We start from the raw sequence: 26,997 nt of genomic DNA on the forward strand, positions 1-26,997 counted from the left end.
GGCCTACCCCAGCTTGATGTTCGAGGCGCCCACGAAGCGGTCGTAGAGCCAGTAGAGGAGGAGGATCAGCGCCAAGAGCAGCGAGCCGAGGGCCGCGGCCAGCTCCCAGTTGTTGGACTGCTGCATGTGGAACGCGATGATGTTGGAGATCATCTGCCCGTCGGTGCCGCCCACCAGCGCGGGCGTGATGTAGTAGCCCACCGAGATGATGAACACGAGCAGCGCGCCCGCGGACAGGCCCGGCAGGCTCATGGGCAGGTAGATGCGCAGGAAGGCCGGGATCGGGGGCGAGCCCATGGACATGGCCGCGCGCATGTAGCTGGGGTCGATACCCCGCATCACCGAGTAGAGCGGCAACACCATGAACGGCAGCAGGATGTGCGTCATGGCGATGATGGTCGAGAACTGGGTGTAGAGCATCTCCAGCGGGGCATTCGTCACGCCCAGCGCCATCAGCGTCGAGTTCACCACGCCGTTGGTCTGGAGGAGCGCGATCCAGGCGGTCGTGCGCACCAGCAGCGAGGTCCAGAACGGCAGCAGCACGAACACCATCAGGATGTTGGCAACCTTGGGCGGGGCGCCCGCCATGTAGAAGGCGAGCGGGTAACCCAGCACGATCGTCAGCACGGTGATCACGAAGGCCATCCACAGGGTCTTGCCGTAGAGCTTGAGGTAGATCTGCGTATCCCGTTGCTGGATGTCCCCCTCGCGGGTCATCTCGAGGTCCAAGGCCGTGAGGTAGTAGCCTTCGGTGTAGGTGCGGCCCGAGCGGCGCAGGGCACGCCAGATGCCCGGCTCGGCCCAGCGCTCGCTGGCCTCGACCAGGAGCGCGTCGCCATTCGCGGCCAGCTCCGCGTCGTCGACCCGGCGCAGGGCGCGGGCGGTGCTCTTCACCACCGAGGACGTGCCGGGCAGGAGGCGGTTCACCTCCTCGGCGAGCTGGCCCGAGGTGCGGTCGCCCGCCATCCGCTTCATGTCCACGGCGAAGCGGCGCATGGCCTCGGCGTCGGGCGTGCCCTCGCCGTCCCAGTCGCGCAGCGCCTCCAGCGTCTCGGGGACGAGCGCGGCGGTGGTGGGGTTGTAGACGCTGCGGAACAGCATCGTGCCGATGGGCGCGACGAAGGCGAAGGCGATGAAGACCAGCAGGGGCACGACGAACAGGAACGCGCGGCCCCGCCGGCGGCGCTCGTTGCGCGCGGCATTGGCAGCGTCGGTGCGGTCCAGCGCGTCGGAGCGGCGGACGCCCGGCTCGGGCAGGCTGCTGTCGGTCACGTCGCCTCCTCGAATGGCCCCGCGCCGGATGCCGGCGCGGGGCGCGGGGTTCAGGCCGCTACTGGAGCAGCCACTCGTTGAACTTCTCGCCGAGCGACTCGCCGAAGTCGGCCCAGAAGATGCCGTCGGCCTTCAGGCCCTCGTCGGTGTGGGCGGACGGAAGGTTCGGCTGCAGCTCCTCGGGGATCAGCGCCTGCGCCGACTTTCGGGTCGGGCCGTAGGCCACGTCCTGCATGCCCGACAGCGGCACGGTGCCGGTGGCGAACTTCACGAACTCCATGGCGGCGTCCTTCTTGTCGGTGCCGGCCATGATCGCCCAGACGTCGAGGTCGTAGACGTTGTCGTCCCAGCCCATGGCGAAGGGCGCGCCGTCGTCCTGGATGGCGGCGAAGATGCGGCCGTTCGCGGACTGCACGATCTGGGCGCCGCCGTCGTTCAGCAGAACGGGCGCCTGCGACCAGCTGTCGTACCAGACGATGTCGTCCTTGATGGTGTCGAGCTTGGCGAAGGCGCGGGCCTGGCCCTCCTCGGTGGCGAGCACCTCGTAGACCTCCTCGCGCGGCACGCCGTCGGCCAGGAGCGCCCACTCCATGTTCACCTGCGGGCGCTTGCGCAGGCCGCGCTTGCCGGGGAACGCCTCGGTGTCGAACACGTCCTCGATGGTCTGCGGCGCGGCGCCGTCGAAGGCGTCCTCGCTGTAGGCCCAGATCACCGACCAGATGATGTTGCCCACGCCGCACTCGTGCAGCGCCTCGGGGATGAAGTCCTCGGCGGCGGGGGTGCCGTCGTCGCCGGGGGGCAGCACCGAGTGGTCGATCACGTCGACGTAGCCCTCGGAGCAGGCGCGCTCGAGGTCGATCACCTCGACGTCGACCACGTCCCACTGGACGTTGCCGCTTTCCGCTTGCGCCTTCATCTCGGCCACGCCGCCGCCGTAGTCCTCGAACAGGATGTTGGCGCCCGACTGCTCCATGTAGGGGTCGATCATGTGCTCCTTCTGGGCCGCGCCGTAGGCGCCGCCGAAGGAGGTCACGGTGAGGTCCTGCGCGTGGCCCGCGCCGGCCGCGAGGGCCAGCGCCGCGGCGCCCGTCAGCAGCTTCGTCGTCTTGGTCATCGACTCTCTCCTGTTGGTCGTCTCGCGCGGGGGCTGTCGGGGCCCCGCCTATCCCGCCGGCTGCGCCGCCCCCGGAAAGGCGATGCAGTCGGATGCCAGCCAGAGAAGGCGCCCCTCCTGGCCGGAGGCGAACTCCGGAGCCGAGAGGTCGTTGAGCACCTTCACCACGATGTCGGAGCCGCCCGGAAGGCGGAAGTAGTAGCGGATGAAGTCGCCCACGTAGGCGCGCGTCACGAAGCGCGCGGCCACGGCGTTGTCGTGGGCATGGTCGGTGGGCGGCAGGAAGATCTTCTCGGGCCGCACCGAGACGCGGCAGGGCGCGCCCGCCGCAAGCCCCTCGGCCGCCACCGCCGCGATCCGGTCACCGCCGGGCGTCGCCACCACGGCGCGGCCGCCCTCGATGCGCTCCACGGTGCCCTCCACGAAGTTGTTCTCGCCGATGAACTCAGCCACGAAGGCGTTGGCGGGCCGCTCGTAGAGCTCGGCGGGCGGCGCGCACTGCTGCACCACGCCGTCGTTGAACACCGCGATCCGGCTCGACATCGACAGGGCCTCGGCCTGGTCGTGGGTCACGTAGATCACGGTGAAGCCGGTCTGCTCGTGGATGCGGGTGATCTCGTACTGCATCTGCTCGCGCAGCTTCTTGTCGAGCGCGCCCAAGGGCTCGTCCATGAGGATCAGCGAGGGGTCGAAGATCATCGCCCGCGCCAGCGCCACCCGCTGCCGCTGCCCGCCCGAGAGCTGGCCGGGATGGCGGTTCCCGAAGCTGCCCAGCTCCACGAGGTCGAGGTACTCGCGCACCCGGCGCCCGACCTCGGCCTTGTCCATGCCCCGCACCTTCAGGGGATAGGCCAGGTTCTCGGCCACGGTCATGTGCGGGAACAAGGCGTAGTTCTGGAACACCATGCCGATGTTGCGCCGGTAGGGGGCGATCCGGGTGATCGAGCGGCCTTCGATGCGGATGTCGCCCGAGGTGACGCTCTCGAAGCCGGCCAGCATCATCAGCACCGTGGTCTTGCCGGACCCCGAGGGCCCGAGGAGGGTGATGAACTCGCCCCGCTCCACCGCCATGGAGTAGCCCTTCACGACCAGCGACTTCTGGTCGTAGCTCTTCTTGACGTCGTCGAACGTCAGGAAGGCGCCTTCGGCGGCGGTCGCGGCCATTCCAGTCCCCCCGGCAGCGCGCCGCCCCCCGGCGGCGCCCCCGAACCCTAAGCGCGGGTCAGGGCGGGGCGCAACGGCGATCGCTCCGCCGGAATGCACGGGCCGGACGGAGGGGGCGCCGTCAGTCCCGCGGCGCGGGCGGGACCGGGGGGCGGAAGGTGCCGCGCGTGACGACGGCGGGCGCGGCCAGCGGCGGGCGGCGGCGCGCGCGGACGCTGCGCAGCGCCTTCCGCCCCGCCCAGACGCCGAGCACCGCGATCCCGGCGGCGGCTAGGATCGTGCCTATTCCGACGGATTCGAGATGATACGGCTCCACCGCGCGCTTGCAGGCGTGCTTCGCGCGGTCCTTCACGCTTACCTGGTTCTCGGGCCGGTGGTCGGGATCGAAGATCTTGGAGTCCGCCAGCGCCCGCTCCAGCGCGTCGAGCGGCAGCGCCTCGATCGGCTGGAGGCTGCGCCCCTCGTCGCGGCGCAGGGCGTCCACGGCGGGGCGCAGCGCGCCGTGCTCGTCCCAGGCCGCGCGCACCGCGTCCGGCTCGCAATCGAGGTGCTCGGCCAGGAGAGAGAGCGTGAAGTCCCTCACCAGGGTGCGCTCCTTCTCCGAGGACGCGTCGATGGCGACGTCGCACTCCGTGTCGAAACCCATGGACCGGTTGTCGATGTTGGACGAGCCGACCTTCAGGAACCGGTCGTCCACCACGAACACCTTGGCGTGGACGTAGATCGGCGTGCCGCCCTCGTTCACGGGGTGGAAGATGGCGAAGCGCCCCCGGCCGCCGTCGGCGTCCCGCAGGCGCTCGATCATGCGCGAGCGCACCGAGTGCATCGCCTTGTCCTCGAGCCAGCTCTGGGCGGACTGGGGGTTCACGATCACGATCTCGGGGCCGTCCGGCTCGCGCAGGCGGGCCTCCATCGCCTCGCAGATCGAGCCCGAGGCGAGGTACTGGCTCTCGACGTAGATCGTGCGCCGGGCGGCGCGGATCGCGGCGAGGTAGAGCTCCTCGATCTCGTTCACAAGATCGCGCCCGTGGTAGCGCGGCGCGGTGCGGGCGATGGCGACCTCCACGTCCCGGATGCTCGGCTCCAGGTCGTCGGGCCAGGGCGAGGGACCGCCCGAAGGCTCCGGAAGGTCCTCGTCGGTGGCGTTCCTCCAGCGCATCCGCGCGAGGTCGCCCAGGGCTTTCGCCACGGGGCCCTCCAGCGCGGTGGTCACGTCGTGCCACGGCTGGTGCAGCGAGCCGTCGGGGTCGGCGCGGCGATCGTCATCCGGGGTGTGGTCGCGCGTGTCCCAGCGGCCCGTGGTCACGTCGATGCCGCCGCAGAAGGCCAGCGCGTCGTCGATCACCACGATCTTCTGGTGGTGGCACGCACCCGCCGGATGGTGGCTGTCGAGCGCGAAGTGGATGCGGTCCGAGGCCATCTTGAGCGAGATCGTCTCCCAGGCCTGGGTGGCGATCTCGGCGATCATGGCGCCGTCCCACTTCAGGATGTGCAGCTGCACGCCCGGGCGCCGCTCCACCACCGCCTCCAGGAACTGGCCCAGGGCATTCGGCCAGCCGTCGGGGGCGAGGCCGTCCGCGTCGCTCTCGCCGGGCAGCATGTCGATCCGCAGGTCGAAGTCCCAACCGATCAGGTAGACCGCCCGCTCGGCGCGGGTGAGCGCGGTGCGCAGGTGGCGGAAGTAGTCGGCGGCGTCGACGATCAGCGCCAGCCGCGCGGCGCGGGCGCGGCGCCAGCAGGTGGTGCCCTCCCGCAGGAGGGCGTCGGTCGGTGGTGCGTGGTGCGTAGTCATGGGAGTCCCCCGGCGTCTTGCGGTCCCTGTCCCAACGGCGCGCGGGGCGGTTTCGATCCAGCCCCGGGGGCGCGACGCGGCGGAGGCGGACGGGAAACGCCGAGCCACGGGATCGAAAGCGCCCCCCTCGCGTTGGGGCGCGACGACGTTCGATCCGAACCATGCCGCGTGGAGGGAGCACCATGGCCCAACCCAACAAGACGCCTGCCGGAAAGCCCGCCGGGCCGACGGGATCGCCGGGCAACGCCCGCACCCTGCTGATCGCCACCACGGCGCTCGCGGTGGCCGGCTGGATCGGCGTGATCTGGCTCGCCGCCTCGCGCGGGAGCTTGGAGGAGGACTACGCCGCGCAGCTCGAGGCGGCGACGCTGGAGCGCCAGACCGTGGCCGAGGCGCTGGCCGCGCTCGAGGCGGCGTCGGGCGAGCTCGGGGACGTCGAGGCGCGGGTCGAGGCGGGCGGCGCGACGCTGGCCGAGATCGAGGAGCGCCGCGCCCTGTCGGAGGCCGAGTTCGAGACCCTCCTGGCCGGATTGGACGAGCGCCGCACCGCCGCCGAGAGCGAGCTGGAGACCGAGATCGCCCGCGTCACCGCGGAGATCGAGACCGCGCGCGCCGGGTTCGAGGCCGAGCTGGCCGAGCTCACCGGGCGGCGCGATGCGGCGCTCGCCGAAGCCGAGACCGTGGAGGCCTCGCTCGCCGAGGTCCGCGCCGAGCTGGACCGGCGCACCGCCGAGGTGGAGGGCCTCGCCGCGCAGTTGCAGGAGGCCGAGGCCGCCGCCGCCGAGGCCACCGCGCGCCGCGACGAGGCCGAGGCGCAGATGGCCGGGCTGACCGCCGAGGTCGAGGAGGTCGGCGCCCGCCTCGCCGACGCCCGCGCGCAGGAAGCGTCCCTGCGCGAGACCCTCAGCGCCCTGCAGGAGGAGGCCTCTGCGCTCACCGAGACGCTGGCCGACGCCGAGAGCCGCACCCAGGAGGCGCGCAGCGCCGAGGCGGATCTGCGCGCGCTCATGGACCGCTCCACCGAGGAGCTGGCCGCCGTCGAGGCCCGCCGCGAGGCGCTGGCCGCCGAGGTGGCCGAGCTGGAGGAGCGCGAGGCGACCCTGTCCGCCGACGTGGCCGCCGCCGAGGCCCAGCGCGCCGAGGTGCAGAACGAGCTGGCCGACCTGACCGCGCTGCTCGCCACCCGCTCCGAGGAGCTGGCCGCGATCGAGCAGCGCGTCGCCGGGGCGATCTCCGGCGACGCGGAGCCGGAGGGCGATGCCGTGGCCGAGGGCGTCGAGACGCCCGCCGACGTCGCGAACGCGGGCGCCGAGGGCGAGACCGAGACCGCGCTCGGGGTGGCCGACGCGGGCACCGTCACCGCCGCCGAGGCCGCGGACGGCCAGGGCACCGTGCGCCCCGGCCTCTACCGCACCGGCGACATCGAGGCGGACTTCCGCAGCGGCGGCGCCTTCGAGATGCGCGACACCGCGCGCGGGCGCCGCGTCGCGGGCCGCTTCGAGGCCGCCGACGGCCTGCTGATCCTGTCGGAGCCGCAGGGCGACCTGCGCCGCGGCGTGGGCTTCCCCCTGCGCTGCGCGGTGGCCGTGGAGGGCGCGGGCTTCGCGCTCGGCGAGGCGCCGGGCGAGGGCCCATCCTGCGGCCCTCTCGCCGGCACGGCCTTCGAGCCGGCCCAGTAACCTAGGCGCCGGTCCCCGACCCGGGGGCCGGCGAACACGGGAGATACCACCCCCCCTTCGCGCCCACTGCGGGTTTGCGCGCGGGCGCCGCTGCGCGGGCATCGCGTCGTTGACCCCCCCGTTCCCCGTTCCTAGCGTGCGGCACGGTTCACGTGCCGCCCCGGGATGGGGGGCGGCGCGGCAACGGGAGGACACCCCATGAGACGCATCACCGCCACCGCAGCCCTTGCGGCCGCCGCCGCGCTCGCCGCGCCCGCCGGCGCCGAGATCCGCATCGCCCACGTCTACGGCCAGACCGGCGCGCTGGAGGCCTACGCCGAGCAGTCGCACCGCGGCCTCATGCTCGGGTTGGAATACGCCACCGACGGCACCATGGAGATCGACGGCGAGCCGATCGTCGTGATCCAGAAGGACACGCAGGCCAAGCCCGAGGTGGGCCGCGCCATGCTGGCCGAGGCCTTCGGCGACGACGACGCGCACATCGCGGTGGGTCCGGTCTCCTCGGGCGTGGCGCTGGCGATGCTGCCCGTGGCCGAGGAGTACGAACGCATCCTCGTGGTGGAGCCGGCGGTGGCCGACTCGATCACCGGCGAGAACTTCAACCGCTACATCTTCCGGACGGGGCGCAACTCCTCCCAAGACGCCATCGCCAACGCCGTGGCGCTGGGCGGAGCGGACGTGAAGGTCGCCACGCTGGCGCAGGACTACGCCTTCGGCCGCGACGGCGTGGCCGCCTTCCGCGAGGCGCTGGGCGCAACCGGTGCCGAGATCGTCCATGAGGAGTACGTGCCCACCGACACCACCGACTTCACCGCCGCCGCGGAGCGCATCTTCAACGCCATGGACGGCGTCGAGGGCGAGAAGAAGCTGTTCATCATCTGGGCCGGCGGCGGCAACCCGATGGGCAAGATCAACGCCATGGACCCCGCGCGCCGCGGCGTCGAGATCGCGACGGGAGGCAACATCCTCGCGGCCCTGACGGCCTACCGGGAGCTGCCCAGCATGGAGGGCGCGACCTACTACTACCACGAGATCCCCGACAACGCCGTGAACGACTGGCTGGTCGAGGAGCATCAGGCCCGCTTCGACGGCCCGCCTGACTTCTTCACCGCGGGCGGCATGGCGGCGGGCCTCGCCGTGGTCGAGGCGATCCGCCGCGCCGGCTCCACCGACACCGAGGCGCTGATCGAGACCATGGAGGGCATGGAGTGGGAGACGCCGAAGGGCACGATGCGCTTCCGTCCCGAGGACCATCAGGCGCTCCAGTCCATGTACCACTTCCGCACCGAGGTGCGCGACGGCGTGGACTACGGCGTCCCCGTGCTGGTGCGCGAGCTGGGCATCGACGACATGGACATCCCCGTCCGCAACTGACCCGGGCCGGGGCGGCGACCCGCCGCCCCTCCCCCACCGGAGCCCCGCCATGCCCGATCCACTCCTCGAGACGCGCGGCCTCACGGTGCGCTTCGGCGGCCACGTGGCCGTGGACGCCGTCACCTGCGCCTTCGCGCCGGGCACGATCACCGCGATCGTGGGCCCGAACGGCGCCGGCAAGACCACCTACTTCAACCTCGTCTCAGGCCAGATCGCGCCCACCGCCGGCCAGGTGCTGTTCCGGGGCCGCGACGTCACCCGCATGAGCGTGGCCGAGCGCTGCCGGCGCGGCATCGGACGCGCCTTCCAGCTCACCAACCTCTTTCCCGCACTCACGGTCCACGAGAACCTGCGCCTCGTGATCCAGTCGCGCCGCCACCGGGGCTTCGACCTCCTGTCCATGGCCGCGGGCCACCGCGCCATCGCCGAGGAGACCGACGCCCTACTTCGCGAGGTCCGGCTGGACCGACTGGCCGGGCAGGCGGTCTCGGGCCTGTCCCATGGCGACCAGCGCAAGCTGGAGGTCGCGATGCTGATCGCCCTCGACCCGGCCGTCTACATGTTCGACGAGCCCACCGCCGGCATGAGCGCCGCCGAGGCGCCCGCCGTGCTGGACCTGATCGCCGGGCTGAAGGGGCGCGAGGGCCGCACGATCCTTCTGGTGGAGCACAAGATGGACGTGATCCGCACCCTCGCCGACCGCATCGTGGTGCTGCACAACGGGGCACTGGTGGCCGACGGCCCGCCCGCCGAGGTCATCGCCTCGGACGTGGTGCAGGAGGCCTACATGGGCCGGGCGCTCGCCGATGTCTGAGCCCGCCCTTCAGCTTCGCGGCGTCCACGCCGACATCGCCCAGTACCGCATCCTCCACGGCGTCGACCTCGACGTGCCCCGCGGTGCGGTCACCATGCTGCTGGGCCGCAACGGCGTGGGTAAGACCACCACCCTGCGCACCGTCGTCGGCCACCTCGCGGCGCGCGAGGGGGCCATTCGCCTCATGGGAGCCGACGTCACCCGCCTGCCCACCTCGGAGCGCGCCCGCGCCGGCATCGGCTACGTGCCCGAGACCATGGACGTGTTCTCGGACCTCACGGTCGAGGAGAACATGATCCTCGCCGCCATCGGCGGCCCCCTCGACCCGGCCCGGCTGGAGTGGATCTTCGCCGCCTTTCCGCCCCTGCGCACCTTCTGGCGCGGCGCGGCCGGAACGCTCTCAGGCGGGCAGAAGCAGATGCTCTCGATCGCCCGCGCGGTGGCCGAGGAGCGCGCGCTCTACCTCATCGACGAGCCCACCAAGGGCCTTGCCCCTGCGATCGTCTCGACCATGGCGCGCGCCTTGGGAGAATTGAAGCGCGGCGGCGCCTCGATCCTCATGGTCGAACAGAACTTCGCGGTCGCGCGCGCGCTCGGCGACCATGCGGCGGTGATGGACGACGGCCGCGTCGTCTGGACCGGCGCCATGGCCGAGCTGGCGGCGGACCCCGCCTTGCAGGAGCGCCTGATGGGCCTGAGCCTGGAGACCGCGCCATGAGCGACGCCGCCCGCGACGACGCCCCCGAGCATCGCCCCACCTTCGACGCCCCCACCTGGGGCGAGCGGGTGGGTCGGGCCGCGCCCTACCTCCTCGTCCCCGTGCTGGTGGCGGTGGGCTTCCTCCTGATCGGCAACCCGTCGAGCTGGCTGACGCTGACGGTCTCGGGCCTCGCCATGGGGATGATGATCTTCATCATGGCCTCGGGCCTGACCCTCGTGTTCGGGCTGATGGACGTGATCAACTTCGGCCACGGCGCGTTCATCTCCGTGGGCGCCTTCGTGGGCGTCTCCGTGATCCTGGCCTTGGGCACCTGGGCCGGCGCGCCGTCGCTGGCGCTGAACCTCGCCGCGGTGATGCTGGCCGTGGCCGCCGCCGCGCTCGTGACCGGCGCGCTGGGCTGGGCCTTCGAGCGGGTGATCGTGCGCCCCGTCTACGGCGCGCACCTCAAGCAGATCCTGATCACCGTGGGCGGCCTGATCGTGATCGAGCAGGTGATCGTGATGCTCTGGGGGCCGGACGAGATCTTCTTCGCCCGCCCCGAGACGCTGAAGGGCGCCGTCACCTTTGCGGGCGCGGCCCTCGAGAAGTACCGCCTGCTCGCCGTGGCCGTGGGGCTCGCCGTGTTCCTGGCCATGCGCCTCGTGCTGCGGCGCACCAAGATCGGGCTGATCGTGCGCGCCGGGGTCGAGAACGGCCCCATGGTCGAGGCCATGGGCTACCGCCTGCGCCGGGTGCTGGTGGGCGTGTTCGTGGCCGGCTCGGCCCTCGCGGGCCTCGGCGGCGTGATGTGGGCGCTCTACCAGGAGGTGCTCACCGCCGGCATGGGCGAGGAGATGATGGTGCTGGTGTTCATCGTGGTCATCATCGGCGGCCTCGGCTCGGTCGAGGGCGCGTTCATCGGCGCACTCCTCGTGGGCCTCCTGCAGAACTACGTCGCCTTCCTGGAGCCGAAGGCGGCGCTGATCGGCAACATCGGGCTGATGACCGCCGTGCTCATGTGGCGCCCCCAGGGGATGATGCCCGTCGTGAAGGCGAAATAGCCATGCTCACCGCCCTCCTCTCCGGCGACCGCCCCCGCTCGCGCGTGCTCTCGCTGCTGCTGCTGGCGATCCTCGTGGGCCTCGCCCTGGCCCCGTTCCTGTTCCCCGGCGTGCGCTCGGTCGAGACCGCGGCGCGCATCTGCGTCTTCATCGTGCTGGTCGCCAGCTACGACCTCCTGCTCGGCTACACCGGCATCGTGTCCTTCGCGCACACCATGTTCTTCGGCTGCGGCGCCTACGGCGTGGCCATCGCGGTCGAGAACATGGAGCGGGGCTGGACGCCGGTGCTGCTCGGCACCGTCGCGGGGGCGCTGCTCGCCGCCGCGCTGGCCTTCGCGATCGCGCTCTTCAGCCTGCGGGTGCGGGCGATCTTCTTCGCCATGATCACCCTCGCCGTGGCATCCGCCGTGGCGGTGCTGGTCAGCCAGATGAGCGGGCTGACGGGCGGCGAGGACGGCATGACCCTGCGCATCCCGCGCGCGCTGACGCCCGCGTTCCGCTTCGCCGAAGGAGATATCCTCGGCGTGCGCGCCGACGGGCGGCTCCTGAACTACTACCTCGTGTTCCTCGCCTCGCTCCTTCTGTTCCTGCTGCTCCTGAGGGTCGTGAACTCGCCCTTCGGCCGCGTGCTGCAGGCGATCCGCGAGAACGACTTCCGCGCCGAGGCCATCGGCTATCGCGTGGTGCTCTACCGCATCGTCGCCACCTGCCTCTCGGCGGTGGTCGCCTCGCTGGCGGGCAGCCTCTACGCGCTGTGGCTGCGCTACGTCGGTCCCGACACGTCGCTGAGCTTCGAGATCATGCTCGACGTGCTGTTCATGACCGTGATCGGCGGCATGGGCACGATCTACGGCGCCGCGATCGGGGCCACGCTGTTCGTGCTCGCCCAGAACTACCTGCAGACCCTCATGGGCACGGCCGCGGGGGCGCTGGCGGGCGTGCCGCTGCTGCCGGTGCTGCTCGATCCGAACCGCTGGCTGCTGTGGCTGGGCGTGCTGTTCGTGCTCAGCGTCTACTTCTTCCCCAGCGGCATCGTCGGGCGGCTGCGCGCGGGACGGGGATAAGCGCCCGCCCCCGAGGGGGCGAGCGGCCGGCGTCAGTAGGCGCCGTGGCAGTGCTTGAACTTCTTGCCCGACCCGCAGGGGCACGGATCGTTGCGCCCCGGCTCGCCCCAGGTGGAGGGGTCGTCGTCGCGGAAGCCCGCGTCGGGCTGACCGGCGCTCGCGGGCTCGGTCACCGGCTGGGGCTCGGCGGCGTCGGCGCGGGCCTTCGCGGCGCGCTGCTGGGCGACGAGCTGCTCGAGCATCGCCCGGCGCTCCTCCTCGGACAGCGGGCGGATCTCGGCCAGCTTCTGGCTCACGTCAGCGCGCAGGCCGTCGAGCATGCCCTCGAAGAGCTGGAAGGCCTCGGTCTTGTACTCGTTCAGCGGGTCGCGCTGGGCGTAGCCGCGGAAGCCCACCACGGAGCGCAGGTGCTCCAGCGTCAGCAGGTGCTCGCGCCACTTGGCGTCGATGGTCTGCAGGAGGACCTGCTTCTCGATCGAGCGCATCTGGTCGGCGCCGAAGGCGTCGGCCTTCTCGGCCATCGCCGCGTCGGTCGCCTCGTAGAGCCGCTCGCGCACCACCTCCTGGTCGACCCCGTCCTCGTCGGCCCACTCCGTGACCGGCACGTCGAGGCCCAGCTTCTCGAGGAGCGCCGCGTAAAGCCGCTTGGCGTCCCACTGGTCGGCGTAGGTCTTGGGCGGCATGTGTTCGTCCACCAGGTCGTCGATCACCTGGTGGCGCATGTCGCGGGCGATCTCCTCGATGTCCTCGGCCTCCATGATCTCGAGGCGCTGCTCGAACACCGTCTTGCGCTGGTCGTTCATCACGTCGTCGAACTTCAGCAGCTGCTTGCGGATGTCGAAGTTGCGCCCCTCGACCTTGGCCTGCGCGCGCTCCAGCGACTTGTTGACCCACGGATGGACGATGGCCTCGCCCTCCTTCATGCCGAGGGTCGACAGCACCTTCTCCAGCCGCTCCGAGCCGAAGATGCGCATGAGGTCGTCCTCGAGGCTCAGGAAGAACGCCGAGCGGCCCGGGTCTCCCTGGCGGCCCGAGCGGCCCCGGAGCTGGTTGTCGATGCGCCGCGACTCGTGGCGCTCGGTGGCCAGCACGTAGAGGCCGCCGGCCTCCAGCACGCGGGCCTTCTCGTCGGCCACCTCGGCTTCGATGCGCGCGCGCACCTCGGCGGGATCAGCGTCGGGGGTCTCGGCCAGCGCCTCCAGCACCCGCATCTCGACGTTGCCGCCGAGCTGGATGTCGGTGCCGCGGCCGGCCATGTTGGTGGCGATGGTGACCGCGTTCAGGCGCCCCGCCTCGGCGACGATCTTCGCCTCCTTCTCGTGCTGGCGGGCGTTGAGCACGTTGTGGGGGATGCCCTCGGCCTCCAGGAGGCGGGCTAGCATCTCGGACTTCTCGATCGAGGTCGTGCCGACCAGCACGGGCTGGCCCTTCTCATGCGCCTTGCGGATCTCGGCGACGATGGCCTCGTACTTCTCACGGGCGGTGCGGTAGACGGCGTCGTGCTCGTCCTCGCGGGCGATGGGCCGGTTGGTGGGCACCTCGACCACGCCGAGGCCGTAGATCGAGCCGAACTCCTCGGCCTCGGTCAGCGCGGTGCCGGTCATGCCGGCGAGCTTGGCGTAGAGCCGGAAGTAGTTCTGGAAGGTGACGGACGCGAGCGTCACGTTCTCGGGCTGGATCTTGGCGCCCTCCTTGGCCTCGATCGCCTGGTGCAGGCCGTCCGACAGGCGGCGCCCGGCCATCATGCGGCCCGTGAACTCGTCGATCAGCACGACCTCGCCGTCGCGCACGATGTAGTGCTGGTCCTTCTGGAACAGCTTGTGCGCCCGCAGGCCCTGGTTGATGTGGTGCACCAGCGTGGTGCTCTCGGGGTCGTAGAGCGACTGGCCCTCGGGCAGGAGGCCGGCCACGCGCATGCGCTCCTCCAGCCACTCGTTGCCCTCGTCGGTGAAGGTCACCTGGCGGGTCTTCTCGTCGAGCGTGAAGTGCTCGTCCTCGACCTCGGGGATGATGCGGTCCACGGTCTGATAGAGGTCGGAGCGGTCCTCGGAGGGGCCCGAGATGATCAGCGGCGTGCGCGCCTCGTCGATCAGGATCGAGTCCACCTCGTCCACGATCGCGAAGTTGTGCCCGCGCTGCGCCATGTCCCTGCGGGTGGAGCGCATGTTGTCGCGCAGGTAGTCGAAGCCCAGCTCGTTGTTGGTCGCATAGGTCACGTCGGCCGCGTAGGCCGCGCGCTTCTCGTCGTCGGGCTGCTGGGGGACCACGACGCCGGTGGTCATGCCCAGGGCGCCGAACACCTTGCCCATCCACTCCGCGTCGCGCCGCGCGAGGTAGTCGTTCACGGTGACCACGTGGACGCCGAGGCCCGTGAGCGCGTTGAGGTAGGCCGGGAAGGTGGCGACGAGCGTCTTGCCCTCGCCGGTCTTCATCTCGGCGATGTTGCCCTGATGCAGGAAGATGCCGCCCAGGAGCTGCACGTCGAAGGCCCGCAGGCCCAGGGCGCGGCGCGCCGCCTCGCGGCAGTTGGCGAAGGCTTCCGGAAGCAGCGCGTCGAGCGCCTCGCCCGCCTTGGCCCGCGTGCGCAGCGCCTCGGTCCGCTCGATCAGCCCCTCGTCCGAGAGGGCCTGGAACTCCGGCTCCAGGGCGTTGATCTGCTCCACGGTGCGCATCTCCGCGCGCACCTTGCGGTCGTTCGCGGTGCCGAACACCTTCCTCGTAATCGCGCCCAGTCCCAGCATCGCCGCCTCACCCTTGCCGCCCCGGCACGGGCCCTTAAGTGTGGGCGAGATCGTCACGGCGGGGCGGGAGAAATCCGTTCGCCGTCACCTAAGACCGGCCCCCGAGGGTGTCAACGAAGCCCCCCGGTGCGCCGTCTCGACCACTCCCGAAAGGACATCCATGCGCCCCCTCCTCCTCGCCGCCGCCCTTCTCGCGCCCCTGCCCGCCGCCGCGCAGGACGCCTCGACCGTGCTCGCCCGCGTGAACGGCACCGAGATCACGCTCGGCCACCTCGTGGCCATGCGCGCGCGCCTGCCCGAGCAGTACCGCCAGCTGCCCGACGAGGTGCTCTACCAGGGCATGCTCGACCAGATCGTGCAGCAGCAGGTCCTCGCCGACGCCGCCCGCGCGGACATCGGCCGCGCCGACGAGCTCGGGCTGGAGAACGAGACCCGCGCCTTCCTGGCCGGGCGCATGCTGGAGCGCGCCGCGACCCAGCCGCTCGACGAGGCCGCCGTCCAGGCCGCCTACGAGGAGCGGTACGCCTCCGCCGAGGCCGCGCCCGAGTGGAACGCCAGCCACATCCTCGTGGAGACCGAGACCGAGGCCCGCGCGCTGAAGGCGCAGCTCGACGACGGCGCCGACTTCGCGGAGCTGGCACGGAGCGAGTCCACCGGCCCCTCGGGTCCGAACGGCGGCGAGCTCGGCTGGTTCGGCACCGGCCAGATGGTGCCGGTGTTCGAGGCCGCCGTGGCGGAGCTGGAGCCGGGCGAGGTGTCGGACCCGGTCGAGAGCCAGTTCGGCTGGCACGTGGTGAAGCTGAACGAGACCCGGCTGAAGGAGGCCCCCGCGCTCGAAGAGGTGCGCCCGCAGATCGAGCAGTCGCTGCGCGAGGCCGCGGTGGACGCCGAGATCGCGCGCCTGACCGACGGCGCCGAGGTGGAGCGCCCTGAGGTCGAGGTCGACCCCGCCCTGATCCGCGACGACGCGCTGCTCGACTAGGGCGCGCCCCCTCTGGCGGGCCGCCGCCGAATGGTGTTCCCTCCTCCGCGACCACGCGGGGGAGGCCGGCCGATGGGCAAGCGCAAGAAGATCGAGAAGCTCGAGCGCAAGCTCGCCAAGGCCGAGCGCCGCCTCGCCGGCGCCGCCGAGGCGCTGGCCGGGCCGAAGGGACCGCTGGTCTCGCCCCTCGCCCCCCCGTTTCCCGAATTGCCCGCCATTGAGGGCCTGCGCTTCGCCGCTGGCTCGGCGGGCGTGAAGTACAAGGGCCGCACCGACGTGATGCTGGCGCTGCTCGATCCGGGCACGGCGATGGCCGGCGCCTTCACCCGCTCGGCCACCCGCTCGGCGGCGGTGCTCGACGGGCAGCGCAAGCTGGCCGAGCAGAAGGGCGCGGCGGGCTGGGCGATCCTGGTGAACTCCGGCAACGCCAACGCCTTCACGGGCGCGGCGGGCATGGCCTCGGTGGGCGCCGTGGCGCAGGCCGTGGCGCAGGCGACGGGCCTGCCCGCCACCCGGGTCGTCACCTCCTCGACCGGCGTGATCGGCGAGCCCCTTCCGCACGACCGCATCGTCGCCGCGGTGGAGGGCCTCGTGGCCGAGCTCGATGCGGACGGCATGGCCGGGGCGGCGCGCGCGATCATGACCACCGACACCTTCCCCAAGGGATCGGTCCGCACGCTGGATCTCGACGGCGAGACTGTGACGGTCGCGGGCATCGCCAAGGGCTCGGGCATGATCGCGCCCGACATGGCGACGATGCTCGCATACGTCTTCACCGACGCGCGCGTGGCCCAGCCGCTGCTGCAGCGCATGGTCTCCAACACCGTGGGCGACACGTTCAACGCCGTGACCGTGGACGGCGACACCTCCACCTCGGACACGCTGCTGGTGGCCGCCACTCACAAGCGCGGCCCCGAGATGAAGGCCGCCACGTCCCATGCGGCCCGCGCCTTCCGCGAGGCGCTCCACGCGGTGATGCACGACCTCGCACTCCAGATCGCCATGGACGGCGAGGGCGCCACCAAGCTGGTGGAGGTTCACGTGACCGGCGCGAAGTCCCCCGCCGACGCCCGCCTGGTCGCCTCCGCGATCGCCAACTCGCCGCTGGTCAAGACCGCCATCGCCGGCGAGGACGCCAACTGGGGCCGCGTGGTCGCGGCTGTGGGCAAGTCCGGGGCCGAGGCCGACCGCGACCGCCTTGCGATCCGCTTCGGCGACGTTGTGGTGGCGCAGGAGGGTGCGCGCGCCCCGGACTACTCCGAGGAGGCGGCCAGCGCCTACATGCGCGGCGACCGCATCCTGCTCGGCGTGGACCTCGGGCTGGGCGACGGCGAGGCGCGGATGTGGGGCTGCGACCTAACCTACCGCTACGTCGAGATCAACGCCGACTACCGCTCGTGAGCGAGGCGGCCGCCGCCACCCGCGTCGTGCTCGTCTCCGCGGTCGCCCTCGTCGACCGCGACGGCCGGGTGCTGCTGGCCCGGCGCCCCGAGGGGAAGTCCATGGCCGGCCTGTGGGAGTTCCCGGGCGGAAAGGTCGAGCCGGGCGAGACCCCCGAGGCGGCGCTGATCCGGGAGCTGCACGAGGAGTTGGGCATCGACACCTGGGCGAGCTGCCTCGCCCCGCTCACCTTCGCGAGCCACGCCTACGAGGGCTTCCACCTGCTGATGCCCCTCTTCGCCTGCCGTAGGTGGGAGGGACAGCCCGCGCCTCGGGAAGGCCAGACCCTGAAATGGGTCGCCCCCCGCGACCTGCGCAGCTACCCGATGCCCCCGGCGGACCTCCCGCTGATCCCGATCTTGAGGGACTGGCTCTAGGCCCCCACCCTCATCCTGCCCGAAATACCTCGGGGTCCGGGGCGGAGCCCCGGCGTCCCCTACTCCGCCGCCCGCGCCACCGCCGCGTCCGGCGCGATCCACCCCGCCATGTTCTCCACCGCGATCTCCGCCAGCGCATCCATGTGCGCCGCGTCGTCGTTGAGGCACGGGATGTAGTCGAACCGCTCGCCCCCGGCATGCTCGAAGCTCTCGCGGATCTCCTCGTTGATCTCCTCGAGCGTCTCGATGCAGTCCGCCGAGAAGGCCGGCGCGATCACGGCGATGCGCTTCTTTCCGCGTTCGGCAAGTCGCGCGACCTCCTCCACGGTGTAGGGCTGGAGCCATTCCTCGGGGCCGAAGCGGCTCTGGAACGTCGTGGTGATCCGGCTCTCGTCCCAGCCCAGCCGTTCGCGCAGGAGGCGCGTCGTCTTGCGGCACTGGCAGTGGTAGGGATCGCCTTCCATAAGGTAGCGCTTGGGCACCCCGTGGTAGGAGCAGACCAGGATGTCGGGCTCGCCGTCCATCGCCGCATAGGCCCGCTCCACGGACCGGGCCAGCGCGTCGACGTAGCGCGCGTCGTCCGCGTAGGCAGGGACGGTGCGGGCGGCGGGCTGCCATTTCAGCTTCATCAGCGCGCGGAAGAACTGGTCGTTGGCGGTGGCCGTCGTGGCGCCCGCGTACTGAGGGTAGAGCGGGAAGAACACGATCCGGTCGCAGCCTTCCGCCTTCATGCGCTCCACCACCGAGACGGTGGACGGGTTGCCGTAGCGCATGGCGTACTCGACCTGCACCCGGTCCCCGAAGCGCGCGCGCATCCGCTCGGCCATGGCGGCGGTCTGGGCCTTAGTGATGGTGGCCAGCGGGCTCTCGTCCGCCTCCTCGTTCCAGATCGAGCGGTAGGCCGCTCCGGAGGTGAAGGGCCGCTTCGACAGGATGACGCCCTGCAGGAGCGGCTGCCAGAGCCACGGCGAGTAGTCGATCACGCGCCGGTCGCTCAGGAACTCGTTCAGGTAGCGCCGCATGGAGCGGTAGTCGGTGCCGTCGGGCGTGCCGAGGTTGGCGAGCAGGAGCCCCACCTTGCCCATGCGGACGGGGGGATGGTCGCGGGGCGCGTGCGGCAGGGGCGTGGGGGCGGTCATTCGGTCTCCTTCGCGGCGGGCCGGGCGGGGTCGCCGGGCCGCATCTCCTCGGTGCCCAGCGCGTCCGCGAGGCGCATCGCGGCCGAGCCGGGGCGTAGGGGCTTCTGCTGTCCCTCGGCGGGCGCCCACCCCGCGAGCCACACGGTCTGGACCGTGGCGCGCAGGCCGTCCCCGTCGGGGAACGCCTCGCGGTATATATCCGCCGCGCGGGCGAACAGGGCGCGCGGCGGCGCGGCACGGTGACGCGCCGCCAGCGCGTTGGTCTCCCCCGTCTCGCGCAGGTCCCGCACGAGACCCTCGAACGCACCGTAGCGCACGGTTCGGGTGTCCACGTCCGCGACCGGCAGGGCAAGGCCGGCGCGGCCGAGAAGGGCGCCGAGGTCGCGCACCTCGCCCATGGGCGCCACGCGGGGGCTGAGGCCGCCCGCCACCTCGATCTCCGCCTGCGCCATGGCGGCGCGCAACTCGCCGAGACTCTCGCCGCCGAAGCAGCAGGCCAGCAGGAGGCCGTCGGGCCGCAGGGCGCGGCGGCACTGCACGAGCTGACCCACGGGGTCGTCGGCCCAATGAAGGCACATGAAGTGGACCACGAGGTCGTGGGCGCCCGGCTCCAGCGCCAGCACGTCGGTGTCCGCGACCACGCGGGCGCCGGGCACGAGCGATCCGAACAGGGCCGGGAAGCCGGTGACGATCGCGGGCGCCGTAAACGTTCTGTTAACGTCCTTCAGTCTTTCATGGAGCTCGTCCACCGCGTCCGAATGGGCGAACCAGGCGCCCCCATCTCCAGGGCGTCCCATGCGCCCGAGGGCACGGACGCGGTGGGCTTCGAGGGCGGCACGGTCGGTCAGCATGATGGGCAGGTAGGCGATGCGCGCGCGGTTGCAAAGTGCGGCCCTCGGTCCGGCCCTGCGCGCCGCGGGCGCGGCGCTGCGCGACGCGGTCTATCCCCTTACTTGCCTCCTGTGCGAGGCGCGCGTCGAGGCCCCGGGCCTCTGCCCGGCCTGCTGGCGCGACACGCCCTTCGTCGGCGCCGCCTGCTGCCCGCTCTGCGCGATGGCGCTGCCGGGCACGGAAGGCGCGGCGCTCTGCGACGAATGCCTCACCGCGGGCCGCCCTTGGGACGAGGCCCGCGCCGCGTTGCGCTATGAGGGGCGCGCCCGCAGCCTCGTCCTGCAGCTCAAGCACGGCGACCGGACCGAGCTGGCGGACGCCGCCGCCCTCTGGCTCCACGCCCGCGCCCGCGACCTGCTGGGGCCGGACACGCTGCTGGTGCCCGTCCCGCTGCACCGCTGGCGGCTGGCGCGGCGGCGCTACAACCAGGCAGCGTTGATCGCCTGCGCGCTGGCCCGGCGCTCGGGGGCGGGGTTCGACCCGCTCGCCCTGCGCCGCACCCGCCGCACCCCCTCGCAGGACCGCCGCAGCCGGGCGGAGCGCTTCGCCAACCTCGCCGGCGCCATCGAGGCCGTGCGCCCCCTCGCGGGCCACGTGGCGCTGGTGGACGACGTGATGACCTCGGGCGCCACGCTCGCGGCCTGCGCGGACGCGGTGCGGGCCGCCGGCGCGCGGCGCGTCTCGGTCCTCGTTCTGGCGCGCGTCGCCCCGCACTAAGCGCGCGCGTTGCGCCGCGTTCCCCTCCACCTATATGTCAGGGCTGACCCCCGCCGCGCGGAGACCGCCATGCAGCCCGTGACCATCTACACCCAGCCGCTCTGCGGGTTCTGCACCGCGGCCGTGCGGCTGCTGCGCTCCAAGGACGCCCCGATGACCGAGATCGACGTGGCCTCCACCGCCGGCGCGCGGGCGGAGATGACGCAGCGCGCGAACGGGGGCCGCACCACGCCGCAGATCTTCGTGGGCGACACGCACGTGGGCGGCTGCGACGACCTCTTCGCGCTGGAGCGCGCCGGCAAGCTGGACGCGCTGCTCGCGGGCCGATGAGGCTCGCGATCGTCCAGATGACCGCGTCCGACGCGCCGGACGAGAACATCGCCGTGCTGCAGTCGGCCGTGGCGGACGCGGCGCGCTCGGGCGCCGACATGGTGCTGACCCCCGAGGTCTCGAACTGCCTGAGCGCCTCGCGCGAGCACCAGCGCGCCGTGCTGATGCCCGAGCCGCGCGACCCGATGCTCGCCGCGATGCGGGCCGCGGCGCGCGAGCACGGGGTGTGGGTGCTGCTCGGAAGCCTCGCGCTGCGCACCGCCGACCCCGAGGGGCGCTTCGCCAACCGCTCGATCCTCGTGGACGACGCGGGAGCGGTGCGCGCGCACTACGACAAGATCCATATGTTCGACGTGGCCGTGTCGGAGACCGAGACCTACCGCGAGTCCGCCGCCTATCGCCCCGGCACCCGCGCGACCCTGGCCGAGACGCCGTGGGGCAAGCTCGGCATGACGGTCTGCTACGACCTGCGCTTTCCCGCGCTCTACCGTCGCCTCGCCCAGGCGGGCGCCGCGATCCTCGCCGTCCCGTCCGCCTTCTCGCCCGTCACCGGCGAGGCCCATTGGGAGCCGCTGCTGCGCGCCCGCGCCATCGAGACGGGCTGCTTCGTGGTGGCCCCCGCCCAGACCGGCCGGCACGCCGCGCGGGCGGGCCGCGCCCGCACCACCCACGGACATTCGATGGTGGTCGATCCCTGGGGCACGGTGCTGCTGGACGCAGGGACCGCGCCCGGAACGTTCCTCTGCGACATCGACCCCGCCGCGGTGGCCGAGGCCCGGCGGCGCGTGCCCTCGCTGGAGGCGGCGAGCCAGTGGGAGGGGCCGTGACCGACGAGGCCGGCCCGCTCTCGATCGCGCTCTTCAGCGAGATGATCACCGCCGACCAGCTGGCCCGCGCCCGGCTGTCGAAGGCCCTGCCGCGGGGCATGGAGCTGTCGCACTTCGTGATCCTGAACTACCTCGTGCAGCACCGCGAGGAGCACAGCCCCGCCGAGCTGGCCCGCGTGTTCCACCTCAGCCGCGGCGCGCTGACCAACACGCTCTCGCGGCTGGAGCGGGCGGGCCACGTACATGTCCGCCCCGACTGGGACGACGCCCGCCGCAAGCGCGTGGCGATCTCGCCCGCCGGCGCGGCGGCGCGCGACGCGGCGCTCGCGGCGATCCGCCCGATCATGGAGGACGCGGCCCGCGCCATCGGCCCCGAGCGGGTACGCGCCGCCATCCCCGTGCTGCGCGAGCTGCGGCGCCGGTTCTCCGAGGAATGACGCCGGAGGGCTTCGCCGCGCGGCACCCGATGCTCTGGCGCCTCGCCGCCGAGGGCGCGGCCGACGGCGTGCGCCGCCACGGCCTGCTCGCCGCGCGCGAGCTGGCCGCGCGTGCGGGCGTCGCGCTGCCCGACGTGCCCCGCCGCACCGCGCTCCGCTTCGCGCTGCCCGACGGCACCCCGGTGCAGGTCACCGACAACGCGCCCCTGAGCTTCGCAAAGCTCGCGCCCGCGCTCGACGACGGGCTGCGGCCCGAGGCGTGGCTGGCGATGCTGAACGACCGCGCGTTCCTCTGGCCCGACCGGCGGCTTGCCGCGCGCAACCTGCGGGCACGGAAGCGCCTCGGCTACCGCAGCGAATGGCACGGCTTCGACACGCTCGCCCTGCTCGCCCCGGTCTGGGACCGGGCGGAGATCGCGCCGATCAACTCGGGCGCCACGGTCCGCGCGCCGGCGCGGCGGGGGCTCTCGACCTTCGCGCCGCTGGCGACGCTCGACTGGGAGCGCTGGCGCCGGGCGCGGGGGCGTAAGGCGCCGGACAAGGTGAAGGAGGTGACGATCCGCGGCGGCGCGCCGGAGGCGGGCGCGGCGCTGCGGGTGGTAGAGCCGGCTTAGGGTTGCCAGCCTTCGAGGAACCCCGCGACGGCGTCGGCGAAGCCCCGGGGGTCGTCGCGCATCATCAGGTGGCCCGTGCCCTCGAGCACCTCGAGCCGGGCGTCCGCGAGGCGCGCCAGCATGCGGCGGTTCGCGGGCGCGGTGGCGGGGTTGCCGCCGGCGCGCAGCAGCAGCGTGGGCGCCGCGATGCGGTCCAGGAAAGGCCGCCCGTCGAAGTGCTGCACGGCGGCCATCATCCGGTGCAGCGGCAGCGCGGGCCGCTCCTGCATCGAGGCGCGCAGGGTGCCGTCGAACCCCTCGCGGCCCAGCTCCGCCCGGTCGGCCACCGCCTCGGACGCCCGCGCATGGCCCATGATCCGGGCCGCCTGGCGCAGCGTCACGACGCGCCCCCAATCGCGCCAGGTCATGGCGGGCACGTCGAACGTGTCGGCCAGCACCAGCCGCTCCGGGCGGTGCGGCGCCTCGGCGGCCGCGACCATGGCCACCATGCCGCCGAGCGAGTGGCCCACGAGCGCGTAGGCCCCCGGCACCTCGCGGGCGATCCAGTCCATCACCGGCGCGGCGATCGCCTCCACCCGGTCGCGCGCGGGCGCGGGGCGGTCGCCGTGGCCCGGCAGGGTCGGCGTGCGGACCGCGAAGCCCGCGAGGTGCGGAGCGACCGCCTCCCAGCAGCGCGCGTCGGTGCCGCCGCCGTGCAGGAGCACCAGCGTGCGCATCAGTCGCGCCGGCGGACCATGAGCTGCGTGCCCTCCATCCGCGTCTCGAGCCGCTTGATGTCGCCGATCAGGTCGCCGAGCTTGCGCTTGCCGTAGGTGCGGGTGTCGAAGTCGGGCGCCTCGGCCACGATCTGGCTGCCCAGCGCGCCCAGCGCGTACCAGTCGTCGTCCTGCCCCATGCGCTCCATGGCGCGCAGGATGATCGGCAGGGCGTCCTGGGACTTGAGCTTGGCGGGCTTGCGGGCCTCGGGCACGTCCTCGTCGTCCTCGGCGATGTTCTCGATCATTATGAAGCGGTTGCACACGTTGCGCAGCGCCTCGGGCGCCTTGCCCTCGCCGATGCCGATCACGTCGAGCCCGTTCTCGCGGATGCGGGAGGCGAGCCGCGTGAAGTCGCTGTCCGACGAGACCAGCACGAAGCCGTCGAAGCGGCCCGTGTGGAGGATGTCCATGGCGTCGATCACCAGCCCGATGTCGGAGGCGTTCTTGCCCTTGGTGTTCGCGGTCTCCTGGTGGGCCACCAGCCCCAGGTCACGCACCTTGCCCGCCCAGGGCTTGAGCCGATCCGACGACCAGTCGCCGTAGACCCGCCGCAGGCCCGGCTCGCCGAGGCCGGTGATCTCCTTGAGGATCGCCTCCGCGTACTTGGCGGGGATGTTGTCGGCGTCGATCAGGACGGCGAGGAGGGGGCGGTCGCGTTGTGGCATGGGTGTCCTTGAGTGGAGAGGCCGGGGGCGGCGCGCCCCCGGACCCCCGTGAGGTATTTCTGGCAGGATGAGAACCCCTCGGGGACCGGGCGTTCAGTAGAGCACGACGCTGCGGATGCTCTCGCCGCGGTGCATGAGGTCGAAGCCCTCGTTGATGTCCTCGAGCGGCATGGTGTGGGTGATCATGGGGTCGATCTCGATCTTGCCCTCCATGTACCAGTCCACGATGCGCGGCACGTCCGTGCGGCCCCGCGCCCCGCCGAACGCGGTGCCGCGCCAGACGCGGCCCGTGACGAGCTGGAAGGGGCGCGTGGCGATCTCGGCGCCCGCGGGGGCGACGCCGATGATGACGCTCTCGCCCCAGCCCTTGTGAGCCGATTCCAGCGCGGTGCGCATCACCTGGACGTTGCCGGTGGCGTCGAAGGTGTAGTCGGCCCCGCCCCTCGTGAGCGCGACCAGGTGCGCGACGAGGTCGCCGTCGACCTCCGAGGGGTTCACGAAGTCGGTCATGCCGAACCGCTCGGCCATGGGGCGCTTGTCGGCGTTCAGGTCCACGCCAACGATCTGGTCGGCGCCCGCCAGCCGCAGCCCCTGGATCACGTTGAGGCCGATGCCGCCCAGCCCGAACACGATGGCACGACTACCGATCTCGACCTTGGCGGTGTTGACGACCGCCCCGATGCCCGTGGTGACGCCGCAGCCGATGTAGCAGATCTTGTCGAAGGGTGCGTCCTCGCGGACCTTGGCCAGCGCGATCTCGGGCAGCACCGTGTGGTTCGAGAAGGTCGAGCAGCCCATGTAGTGGAGGATCGGCGTGCCGTCGGTCATGCGGAAGCGGCTGGTGCCATCCGGCATCACGCCCGCCCCTTGGGTCGAGCGGATCGCCTGGCAGAGGTTGGTCTTGGGGTTCAGGCAGTATTCGCACTCGCGGCACTCGGGGGTGTAGAGCGGGATCACGTGATCGCCGGGCTTCAATCCGCGCACGCCCTCGCCCACCTCCACCACCACGCCCGCGCCCTCGTGGCCGAGGATCGCCGGGAACTGCCCCTCGGGGTCGGCGCCGGAGCGGGTGAACTCGTCCGTGTGGCAGATGCCGGTGGCGCGCATCTCCACCAGGACCTCGCCCGCCTTCGGGCCGTCCAGCTCCACGTCCATGATCTCGAGCGGCTTGCCGGCCTCGAGGGCCACGGCGGCTTTGGTTCGCATCGGTGTCTCCCTTGCGTGCGCTTGCGAGGGTGCGGGGGGCACGGCATGAATGCAAGCGAGGAGACCCGCCCATGACACGCCCCTTCGCCGCCGCTCTCTTGCTCGCCCTCGCCGCCTGCGCGGGGGCCCCGCCCGAGCCGACCGCGGCCGACCCCTGCGGCGCCACGGGCTACGCCGGGCTGGTGGGCCGCAACATCGCCGCCGTCACGCTGCCGGCGGACCTGAACGCGCGGATCATCCGCCCCGACACGGCCGTGACGATGGACTTCCGGCCCGACCGCCTGAACGTCGACGTGCAGTCCGACGGCACCATCACGGGGCTTCGCTGCGGCTGACGGCTCAGGCCGGGACCGGCCCGCCCGCCTTGCGCATCGCGAGGTGCAGCGCGGCGAGGTCCGCGTCGCGCCCCGCGCCCAGCGCCGCCACGACCCGCCCGTCCCTGACGTAGCGCGCGAGGAAGGGGCCCGAGGGCTCGCCGTCGATGGCGATCTCGTCCCAGTCCTCGGCATGGCCGACGTAGCGGTACTGGCGGGCGAGGGCGGTCCAGAAGAACGGGATGTCGGTGCCCGGCGCGTCCCGCCCCAGCATCGCCAGCGCCGCGCGGCGCCCGTGCTGGGCGGCCACGCGCCAGTGCTCGATCCGCGCCGCGCCGAAGGGGGTGGGCGCGCGGGCGCAGTCGCCGGCCACGAACACGCCCGCGAGGCCCGGCACCGCGAGGTCGGAGCCCACGTCCACGCCGCCGCCCTCGCCCGCGGGCAGGCCCTCGATCCCGGCGGTTCGCGGCTGCACGCCGACGGCGACCAGCACGAGGTCCGCCTCCATGCGGGTGCCGTCCTTCCACTCGACGGCGCTCACCCGCCCCTCGCCGTGGAACCGGGCGGCCTCGGCCTCGGGCATGTGGCGCACGCCCGCCGCGGCGTGCTCTGCCAGGATCGCGCGCGCCACGACCTCGCCCACGATCTTCGCCAGCGGCAGGGCCTCACGGGTGGCGAGCGTGACGTCCAGCCCGCGCTTGTGGAGGCTGAGGGCCGCCTCCATTCCGATGAACCCGCCGCCGATCACGATCGCCTGCCGCGCTCCTGTCGCGGAGGCCACGATGGCCTCGGCGTGGGCCGCGTCGCGCAGCACGTGGACGCCGCCCAGCCCCTCGCCCTCCACGCCGAGGTGCCGCGGCTCGCCGCCGGGCGCGACGAGGAGGGCGTCGAAGGCCAGCGCGGCTCCGGAGGCGAGGCGCACGCGCCCCGGCTCGACGGCGGCCACCCGGTCGTCGTGCCGCGTGATGCCGCGCGCGCCGAAGCTCGGGTCGAGGGCCAGCGCCTCCAGCGGCTTGGCGCCGGCTAGCACGGCCTTCGACAGCATGGTCCGATCGAGCGGCTCTTCGGGCGAGACCACGTCGACCGCGCCGTCGAAGCCGGCCTCGCGCAGGGCGTGGGCGGCGGCGTGGGCGGCGGCGCCGGCACCCGCGATCACCATGCGGCGCCCGTCGGTGCCGGTAGCATCGGCGGCCTCGGGCAGCACGTGGGCGGGGGCGCCCTCGGGCACGTCGACGACCACGCGGCCCTCGCGGATCGCGACCGCGAACCGCGCGAGGTCGCCGTGGCCCGGCGGCTCGGCCTGCGCCCCCGTGGCGGCGTCGAAGCAGGCGTGGTGGAAGGCGCAGATGACCACGCCGTCCCGCAGCACGCCCTTCGACAGCGGCAGGCCGAGGTGCGGGCAGGCGTGGGTGAAGGCGCGCACCGCGTCGCCCTCGCGCACCAGGAGGACCGCGCGGTCCCCGGCCTCGGCCTTCGACAGGCCCTGGGGGACCTCCTCCAGGGCGGCGACGTCGTGTTCGGGCAT

Annotated in this window: 26 protein-coding genes; 15 read left to right on the forward strand and 11 right to left on the reverse strand. The window is 72.6% G+C overall.

Annotated elements, in window-relative coordinates:
- Positions 1–3: 3 nt before the first annotated feature.
- From K3554_RS02615 to K3554_RS02630, 4 genes are all read right to left on the reverse strand, one after another.
- Complete coding sequence (locus tag K3554_RS02615; RefSeq protein ID WP_259943133.1) at positions 4–1,272, reverse strand: ABC transporter permease; 1,269 nt, start codon at positions 1,270–1,272, stop codon at positions 4–6.
- Between the two features lie 58 nt (positions 1,273–1,330).
- Positions 1,331–2,386 (reverse strand): ABC transporter substrate-binding protein, encoded by a 1,056-nt coding sequence (locus K3554_RS02620; protein WP_259943135.1) that lies wholly within the window; start codon positions 2,384–2,386, stop codon positions 1,331–1,333.
- 48 nt (positions 2,387–2,434) lie between these two features.
- Positions 2,435–3,550, reverse strand: coding sequence for an ABC transporter ATP-binding protein (locus tag K3554_RS02625; protein WP_259943139.1), 1,116 nt, complete (start codon positions 3,548–3,550; stop codon positions 2,435–2,437).
- A 121-nt stretch (positions 3,551–3,671) separates the two neighbouring features.
- A complete protein-coding gene (locus tag K3554_RS02630; RefSeq protein WP_259943141.1) occupies positions 3,672–5,342 on the reverse strand; it encodes a phospholipase D-like domain-containing protein in 1,671 nt (556 codons plus the stop codon).
- 182 nt (positions 5,343–5,524) lie between these two features.
- Between K3554_RS02630 and K3554_RS02635 the strand changes: the two genes are divergently transcribed.
- From K3554_RS02635 to K3554_RS02660, 6 genes are all read left to right on the forward strand, one after another.
- Positions 5,525–7,021, forward strand: a complete 1,497-nt coding sequence (locus tag K3554_RS02635) for a hypothetical protein (protein ID WP_259943145.1) — start codon at positions 5,525–5,527, stop codon at positions 7,019–7,021.
- Between the two features lie 198 nt (positions 7,022–7,219).
- Entirely contained in the window at positions 7,220–8,395 is a 1,176-nt protein-coding gene (locus K3554_RS02640; RefSeq protein ID WP_259943147.1) for a substrate-binding domain-containing protein, read from the forward strand.
- 49 nt (positions 8,396–8,444) lie between these two features.
- Positions 8,445–9,209, forward strand: a complete 765-nt coding sequence (locus tag K3554_RS02645; protein WP_259943149.1) for an ABC transporter ATP-binding protein — start codon at positions 8,445–8,447, stop codon at positions 9,207–9,209.
- Positions 9,202–9,927 (forward strand): ABC transporter ATP-binding protein, encoded by a 726-nt coding sequence (locus tag K3554_RS02650; protein WP_259943151.1) that lies wholly within the window; start codon positions 9,202–9,204, stop codon positions 9,925–9,927. Before K3554_RS02645 ends, K3554_RS02650 begins: the two co-directional genes overlap by 8 nt.
- Positions 9,924–10,970 carry a branched-chain amino acid ABC transporter permease gene (locus K3554_RS02655; protein ID WP_259943153.1) on the forward strand — a complete coding sequence of 349 codons (1,047 nt, stop codon included), beginning with the start codon at positions 9,924–9,926 and terminating at the stop codon, positions 10,968–10,970. The genes K3554_RS02650 and K3554_RS02655 overlap by 4 nt, the downstream gene beginning before the upstream one ends.
- Positions 10,971–10,972: 2 nt before the next feature.
- Positions 10,973–12,034 (forward strand): branched-chain amino acid ABC transporter permease, encoded by a 1,062-nt coding sequence (locus tag K3554_RS02660; RefSeq protein WP_259943154.1) that lies wholly within the window; start codon positions 10,973–10,975, stop codon positions 12,032–12,034.
- Positions 12,035–12,066: 32 nt separating this feature from the next.
- Here the strand turns inward: K3554_RS02660 and secA are convergent, their stop codons facing one another.
- Positions 12,067–14,775 carry a preprotein translocase subunit SecA gene (gene secA / locus K3554_RS02665; RefSeq protein ID WP_259943156.1) on the reverse strand — a complete coding sequence of 903 codons (2,709 nt, stop codon included), beginning with the start codon at positions 14,773–14,775 and terminating at the stop codon, positions 12,067–12,069.
- 160 nt (positions 14,776–14,935) lie between these two features.
- Between secA and K3554_RS02670 the strand changes: the two genes are divergently transcribed.
- From K3554_RS02670 to mutT, 3 genes are all read left to right on the forward strand, one after another.
- Positions 14,936–15,757 carry a peptidylprolyl isomerase gene (locus tag K3554_RS02670; protein ID WP_259943159.1) on the forward strand — a complete coding sequence of 274 codons (822 nt, stop codon included), beginning with the start codon at positions 14,936–14,938 and terminating at the stop codon, positions 15,755–15,757.
- Between the two features lie 72 nt (positions 15,758–15,829).
- Positions 15,830–17,158 carry a bifunctional glutamate N-acetyltransferase/amino-acid acetyltransferase ArgJ gene (gene argJ / locus K3554_RS02675; RefSeq protein ID WP_259943161.1) on the forward strand — a complete coding sequence of 443 codons (1,329 nt, stop codon included), beginning with the start codon at positions 15,830–15,832 and terminating at the stop codon, positions 17,156–17,158.
- Complete coding sequence (gene mutT / locus K3554_RS02680) at positions 17,155–17,574, forward strand: 8-oxo-dGTP diphosphatase MutT (RefSeq protein WP_311200359.1); 420 nt, start codon at positions 17,155–17,157, stop codon at positions 17,572–17,574. The genes argJ and mutT overlap by 4 nt, the downstream gene beginning before the upstream one ends.
- Before the next feature lie 59 nt (positions 17,575–17,633).
- Here the strand turns inward: mutT and hemH are convergent, their stop codons facing one another.
- Positions 17,634–18,713, reverse strand: coding sequence for a ferrochelatase (hemH, locus tag K3554_RS02685; protein WP_259943163.1), 1,080 nt, complete (start codon positions 18,711–18,713; stop codon positions 17,634–17,636).
- Positions 18,710–19,564: a methyltransferase domain-containing protein gene (locus tag K3554_RS02690; protein ID WP_259943165.1), complete on the reverse strand. Its 855-nt coding sequence runs from the start codon at positions 19,562–19,564 to the stop codon at positions 18,710–18,712. The genes hemH and K3554_RS02690 overlap by 4 nt, the downstream gene beginning before the upstream one ends.
- A gap of 28 nt (positions 19,565–19,592) precedes the next feature.
- On the opposite strand from K3554_RS02690, the gene K3554_RS02695 reads away from it, so the two are divergent.
- From K3554_RS02695 to K3554_RS02715, 5 genes are all read left to right on the forward strand, one after another.
- A complete protein-coding gene (locus tag K3554_RS02695; RefSeq protein ID WP_259943167.1) occupies positions 19,593–20,321 on the forward strand; it encodes a ComF family protein in 729 nt (242 codons plus the stop codon).
- A 69-nt stretch (positions 20,322–20,390) separates the two neighbouring features.
- On the forward strand, positions 20,391–20,651 hold the full coding sequence (gene grxC, locus K3554_RS02700) for a glutaredoxin 3 (protein WP_259943168.1): 261 nt from the start codon (positions 20,391–20,393) through the stop codon (positions 20,649–20,651).
- Positions 20,648–21,478, forward strand: coding sequence for a carbon-nitrogen hydrolase family protein (locus K3554_RS02705; RefSeq protein ID WP_259943170.1), 831 nt, complete (start codon positions 20,648–20,650; stop codon positions 21,476–21,478). The genes grxC and K3554_RS02705 overlap by 4 nt, the downstream gene beginning before the upstream one ends.
- Before the next feature lie 41 nt (positions 21,479–21,519).
- On the forward strand, positions 21,520–21,915 hold the full coding sequence (locus K3554_RS02710) for a MarR family winged helix-turn-helix transcriptional regulator (protein ID WP_259945751.1): 396 nt from the start codon (positions 21,520–21,522) through the stop codon (positions 21,913–21,915).
- The gene (locus K3554_RS02715) at positions 21,912–22,529 is read left to right on the forward strand and encodes a DUF7002 family protein (protein WP_259943172.1); all 618 of its coding nucleotides are present in this window, start codon (positions 21,912–21,914) and stop codon (positions 22,527–22,529) included. Before K3554_RS02710 ends, K3554_RS02715 begins: the two co-directional genes overlap by 4 nt.
- Here the strand turns inward: K3554_RS02715 and K3554_RS02720 are convergent.
- The 3 genes from K3554_RS02720 to K3554_RS02730 all read right to left on the reverse strand — a co-directional run bounded on the left by K3554_RS02720 (position 22,526) and on the right by K3554_RS02730 (position 25,158).
- Positions 22,526–23,245, reverse strand: a complete 720-nt coding sequence (locus K3554_RS02720; protein WP_259943174.1) for an alpha/beta fold hydrolase — start codon at positions 23,243–23,245, stop codon at positions 22,526–22,528. The two genes, K3554_RS02715 and K3554_RS02720, sit on opposite strands and share 4 nt — an antisense overlap.
- A complete protein-coding gene (locus K3554_RS02725) occupies positions 23,245–23,952 on the reverse strand; it encodes an NYN domain-containing protein (protein WP_259943176.1) in 708 nt (235 codons plus the stop codon). Before K3554_RS02725 ends, K3554_RS02720 begins: the two co-directional genes overlap by 1 nt.
- A gap of 93 nt (positions 23,953–24,045) precedes the next feature.
- Positions 24,046–25,158 carry an S-(hydroxymethyl)glutathione dehydrogenase/class III alcohol dehydrogenase gene (locus tag K3554_RS02730; RefSeq protein ID WP_259943178.1) on the reverse strand — a complete coding sequence of 371 codons (1,113 nt, stop codon included), beginning with the start codon at positions 25,156–25,158 and terminating at the stop codon, positions 24,046–24,048.
- 71 nt (positions 25,159–25,229) lie between these two features.
- On the opposite strand from K3554_RS02730, the gene K3554_RS02735 reads away from it, so the two are divergent.
- Positions 25,230–25,493 (forward strand): I78 family peptidase inhibitor, encoded by a 264-nt coding sequence (locus K3554_RS02735; RefSeq protein ID WP_259943180.1) that lies wholly within the window; start codon positions 25,230–25,232, stop codon positions 25,491–25,493.
- 4 nt (positions 25,494–25,497) lie between these two features.
- Here K3554_RS02735 and K3554_RS02740 read toward each other — a convergent pair whose 3' ends face one another.
- A complete protein-coding gene (locus K3554_RS02740; protein ID WP_259943181.1) occupies positions 25,498–26,997 on the reverse strand; it encodes an FAD-dependent oxidoreductase in 1,500 nt (499 codons plus the stop codon).

Origin of the sequence: Jannaschia sp. W003, assembly GCF_025144335.1 — a bacterium.
GTDB lineage: Bacteria > Pseudomonadota > Alphaproteobacteria > Rhodobacterales > Rhodobacteraceae > Jannaschia.

Excerpts from the sequence above, each read along its gene's own strand:
- K3554_RS02620 (WP_259943135.1), bottom strand. The coding sequence starts at position 2,386 with ATGACCAAGACGACGAAGCTGCTGACGGGCGCCGCGGCGCTGGCCCTC.
- K3554_RS02625 (WP_259943139.1), bottom strand. The coding sequence starts at position 3,550 with ATGGCCGCGACCGCCGCCGAAGGCGCCTTCCTGACGTTCGACGACGTC.
- K3554_RS02630 (WP_259943141.1), bottom strand. The coding sequence starts at position 5,342 with ATGACTACGCACCACGCACCACCGACCGACGCCCTCCTGCGGGAGGGC.
- K3554_RS02635 (WP_259943145.1), top strand. The coding sequence starts at position 5,525 with ATGGCCCAACCCAACAAGACGCCTGCCGGAAAGCCCGCCGGGCCGACG.
- K3554_RS02640 (WP_259943147.1), top strand. The coding sequence starts at position 7,220 with ATGAGACGCATCACCGCCACCGCAGCCCTTGCGGCCGCCGCCGCGCTC.
- K3554_RS02645 (WP_259943149.1), top strand. The coding sequence starts at position 8,445 with ATGCCCGATCCACTCCTCGAGACGCGCGGCCTCACGGTGCGCTTCGGC.
- K3554_RS02650 (WP_259943151.1), top strand. The coding sequence starts at position 9,202 with ATGTCTGAGCCCGCCCTTCAGCTTCGCGGCGTCCACGCCGACATCGCC.
- K3554_RS02655 (WP_259943153.1), top strand. The coding sequence starts at position 9,924 with ATGAGCGACGCCGCCCGCGACGACGCCCCCGAGCATCGCCCCACCTTC.
- K3554_RS02660 (WP_259943154.1), top strand. The coding sequence starts at position 10,973 with ATGCTCACCGCCCTCCTCTCCGGCGACCGCCCCCGCTCGCGCGTGCTC.
- secA (WP_259943156.1), bottom strand. The coding sequence starts at position 14,775 with ATGCTGGGACTGGGCGCGATTACGAGGAAGGTGTTCGGCACCGCGAAC.
- K3554_RS02670 (WP_259943159.1), top strand. The coding sequence starts at position 14,936 with ATGCGCCCCCTCCTCCTCGCCGCCGCCCTTCTCGCGCCCCTGCCCGCC.
- argJ (WP_259943161.1), top strand. The coding sequence starts at position 15,830 with ATGGGCAAGCGCAAGAAGATCGAGAAGCTCGAGCGCAAGCTCGCCAAG.
- hemH (WP_259943163.1), bottom strand. The coding sequence starts at position 18,713 with ATGACCGCCCCCACGCCCCTGCCGCACGCGCCCCGCGACCATCCCCCC.
- K3554_RS02690 (WP_259943165.1), bottom strand. The coding sequence starts at position 19,564 with ATGCTGACCGACCGTGCCGCCCTCGAAGCCCACCGCGTCCGTGCCCTC.
- grxC (WP_259943168.1), top strand. The coding sequence starts at position 20,391 with ATGCAGCCCGTGACCATCTACACCCAGCCGCTCTGCGGGTTCTGCACC.
- K3554_RS02705 (WP_259943170.1), top strand. The coding sequence starts at position 20,648 with ATGAGGCTCGCGATCGTCCAGATGACCGCGTCCGACGCGCCGGACGAG.
- K3554_RS02710 (WP_259945751.1), top strand. The coding sequence starts at position 21,520 with ATGATCACCGCCGACCAGCTGGCCCGCGCCCGGCTGTCGAAGGCCCTG.
- K3554_RS02715 (WP_259943172.1), top strand. The coding sequence starts at position 21,912 with ATGACGCCGGAGGGCTTCGCCGCGCGGCACCCGATGCTCTGGCGCCTC.
- K3554_RS02720 (WP_259943174.1), bottom strand. The coding sequence starts at position 23,245 with ATGCGCACGCTGGTGCTCCTGCACGGCGGCGGCACCGACGCGCGCTGC.
- K3554_RS02725 (WP_259943176.1), bottom strand. The coding sequence starts at position 23,952 with ATGCCACAACGCGACCGCCCCCTCCTCGCCGTCCTGATCGACGCCGAC.
- K3554_RS02730 (WP_259943178.1), bottom strand. The coding sequence starts at position 25,158 with ATGCGAACCAAAGCCGCCGTGGCCCTCGAGGCCGGCAAGCCGCTCGAG.
- K3554_RS02735 (WP_259943180.1), top strand. The coding sequence starts at position 25,230 with ATGACACGCCCCTTCGCCGCCGCTCTCTTGCTCGCCCTCGCCGCCTGC.
- K3554_RS02740 (WP_259943181.1), bottom strand. The coding sequence starts at position 26,997 with ATGCCCGAACACGACGTCGCCGCCCTGGAGGAGGTCCCCCAGGGCCTG.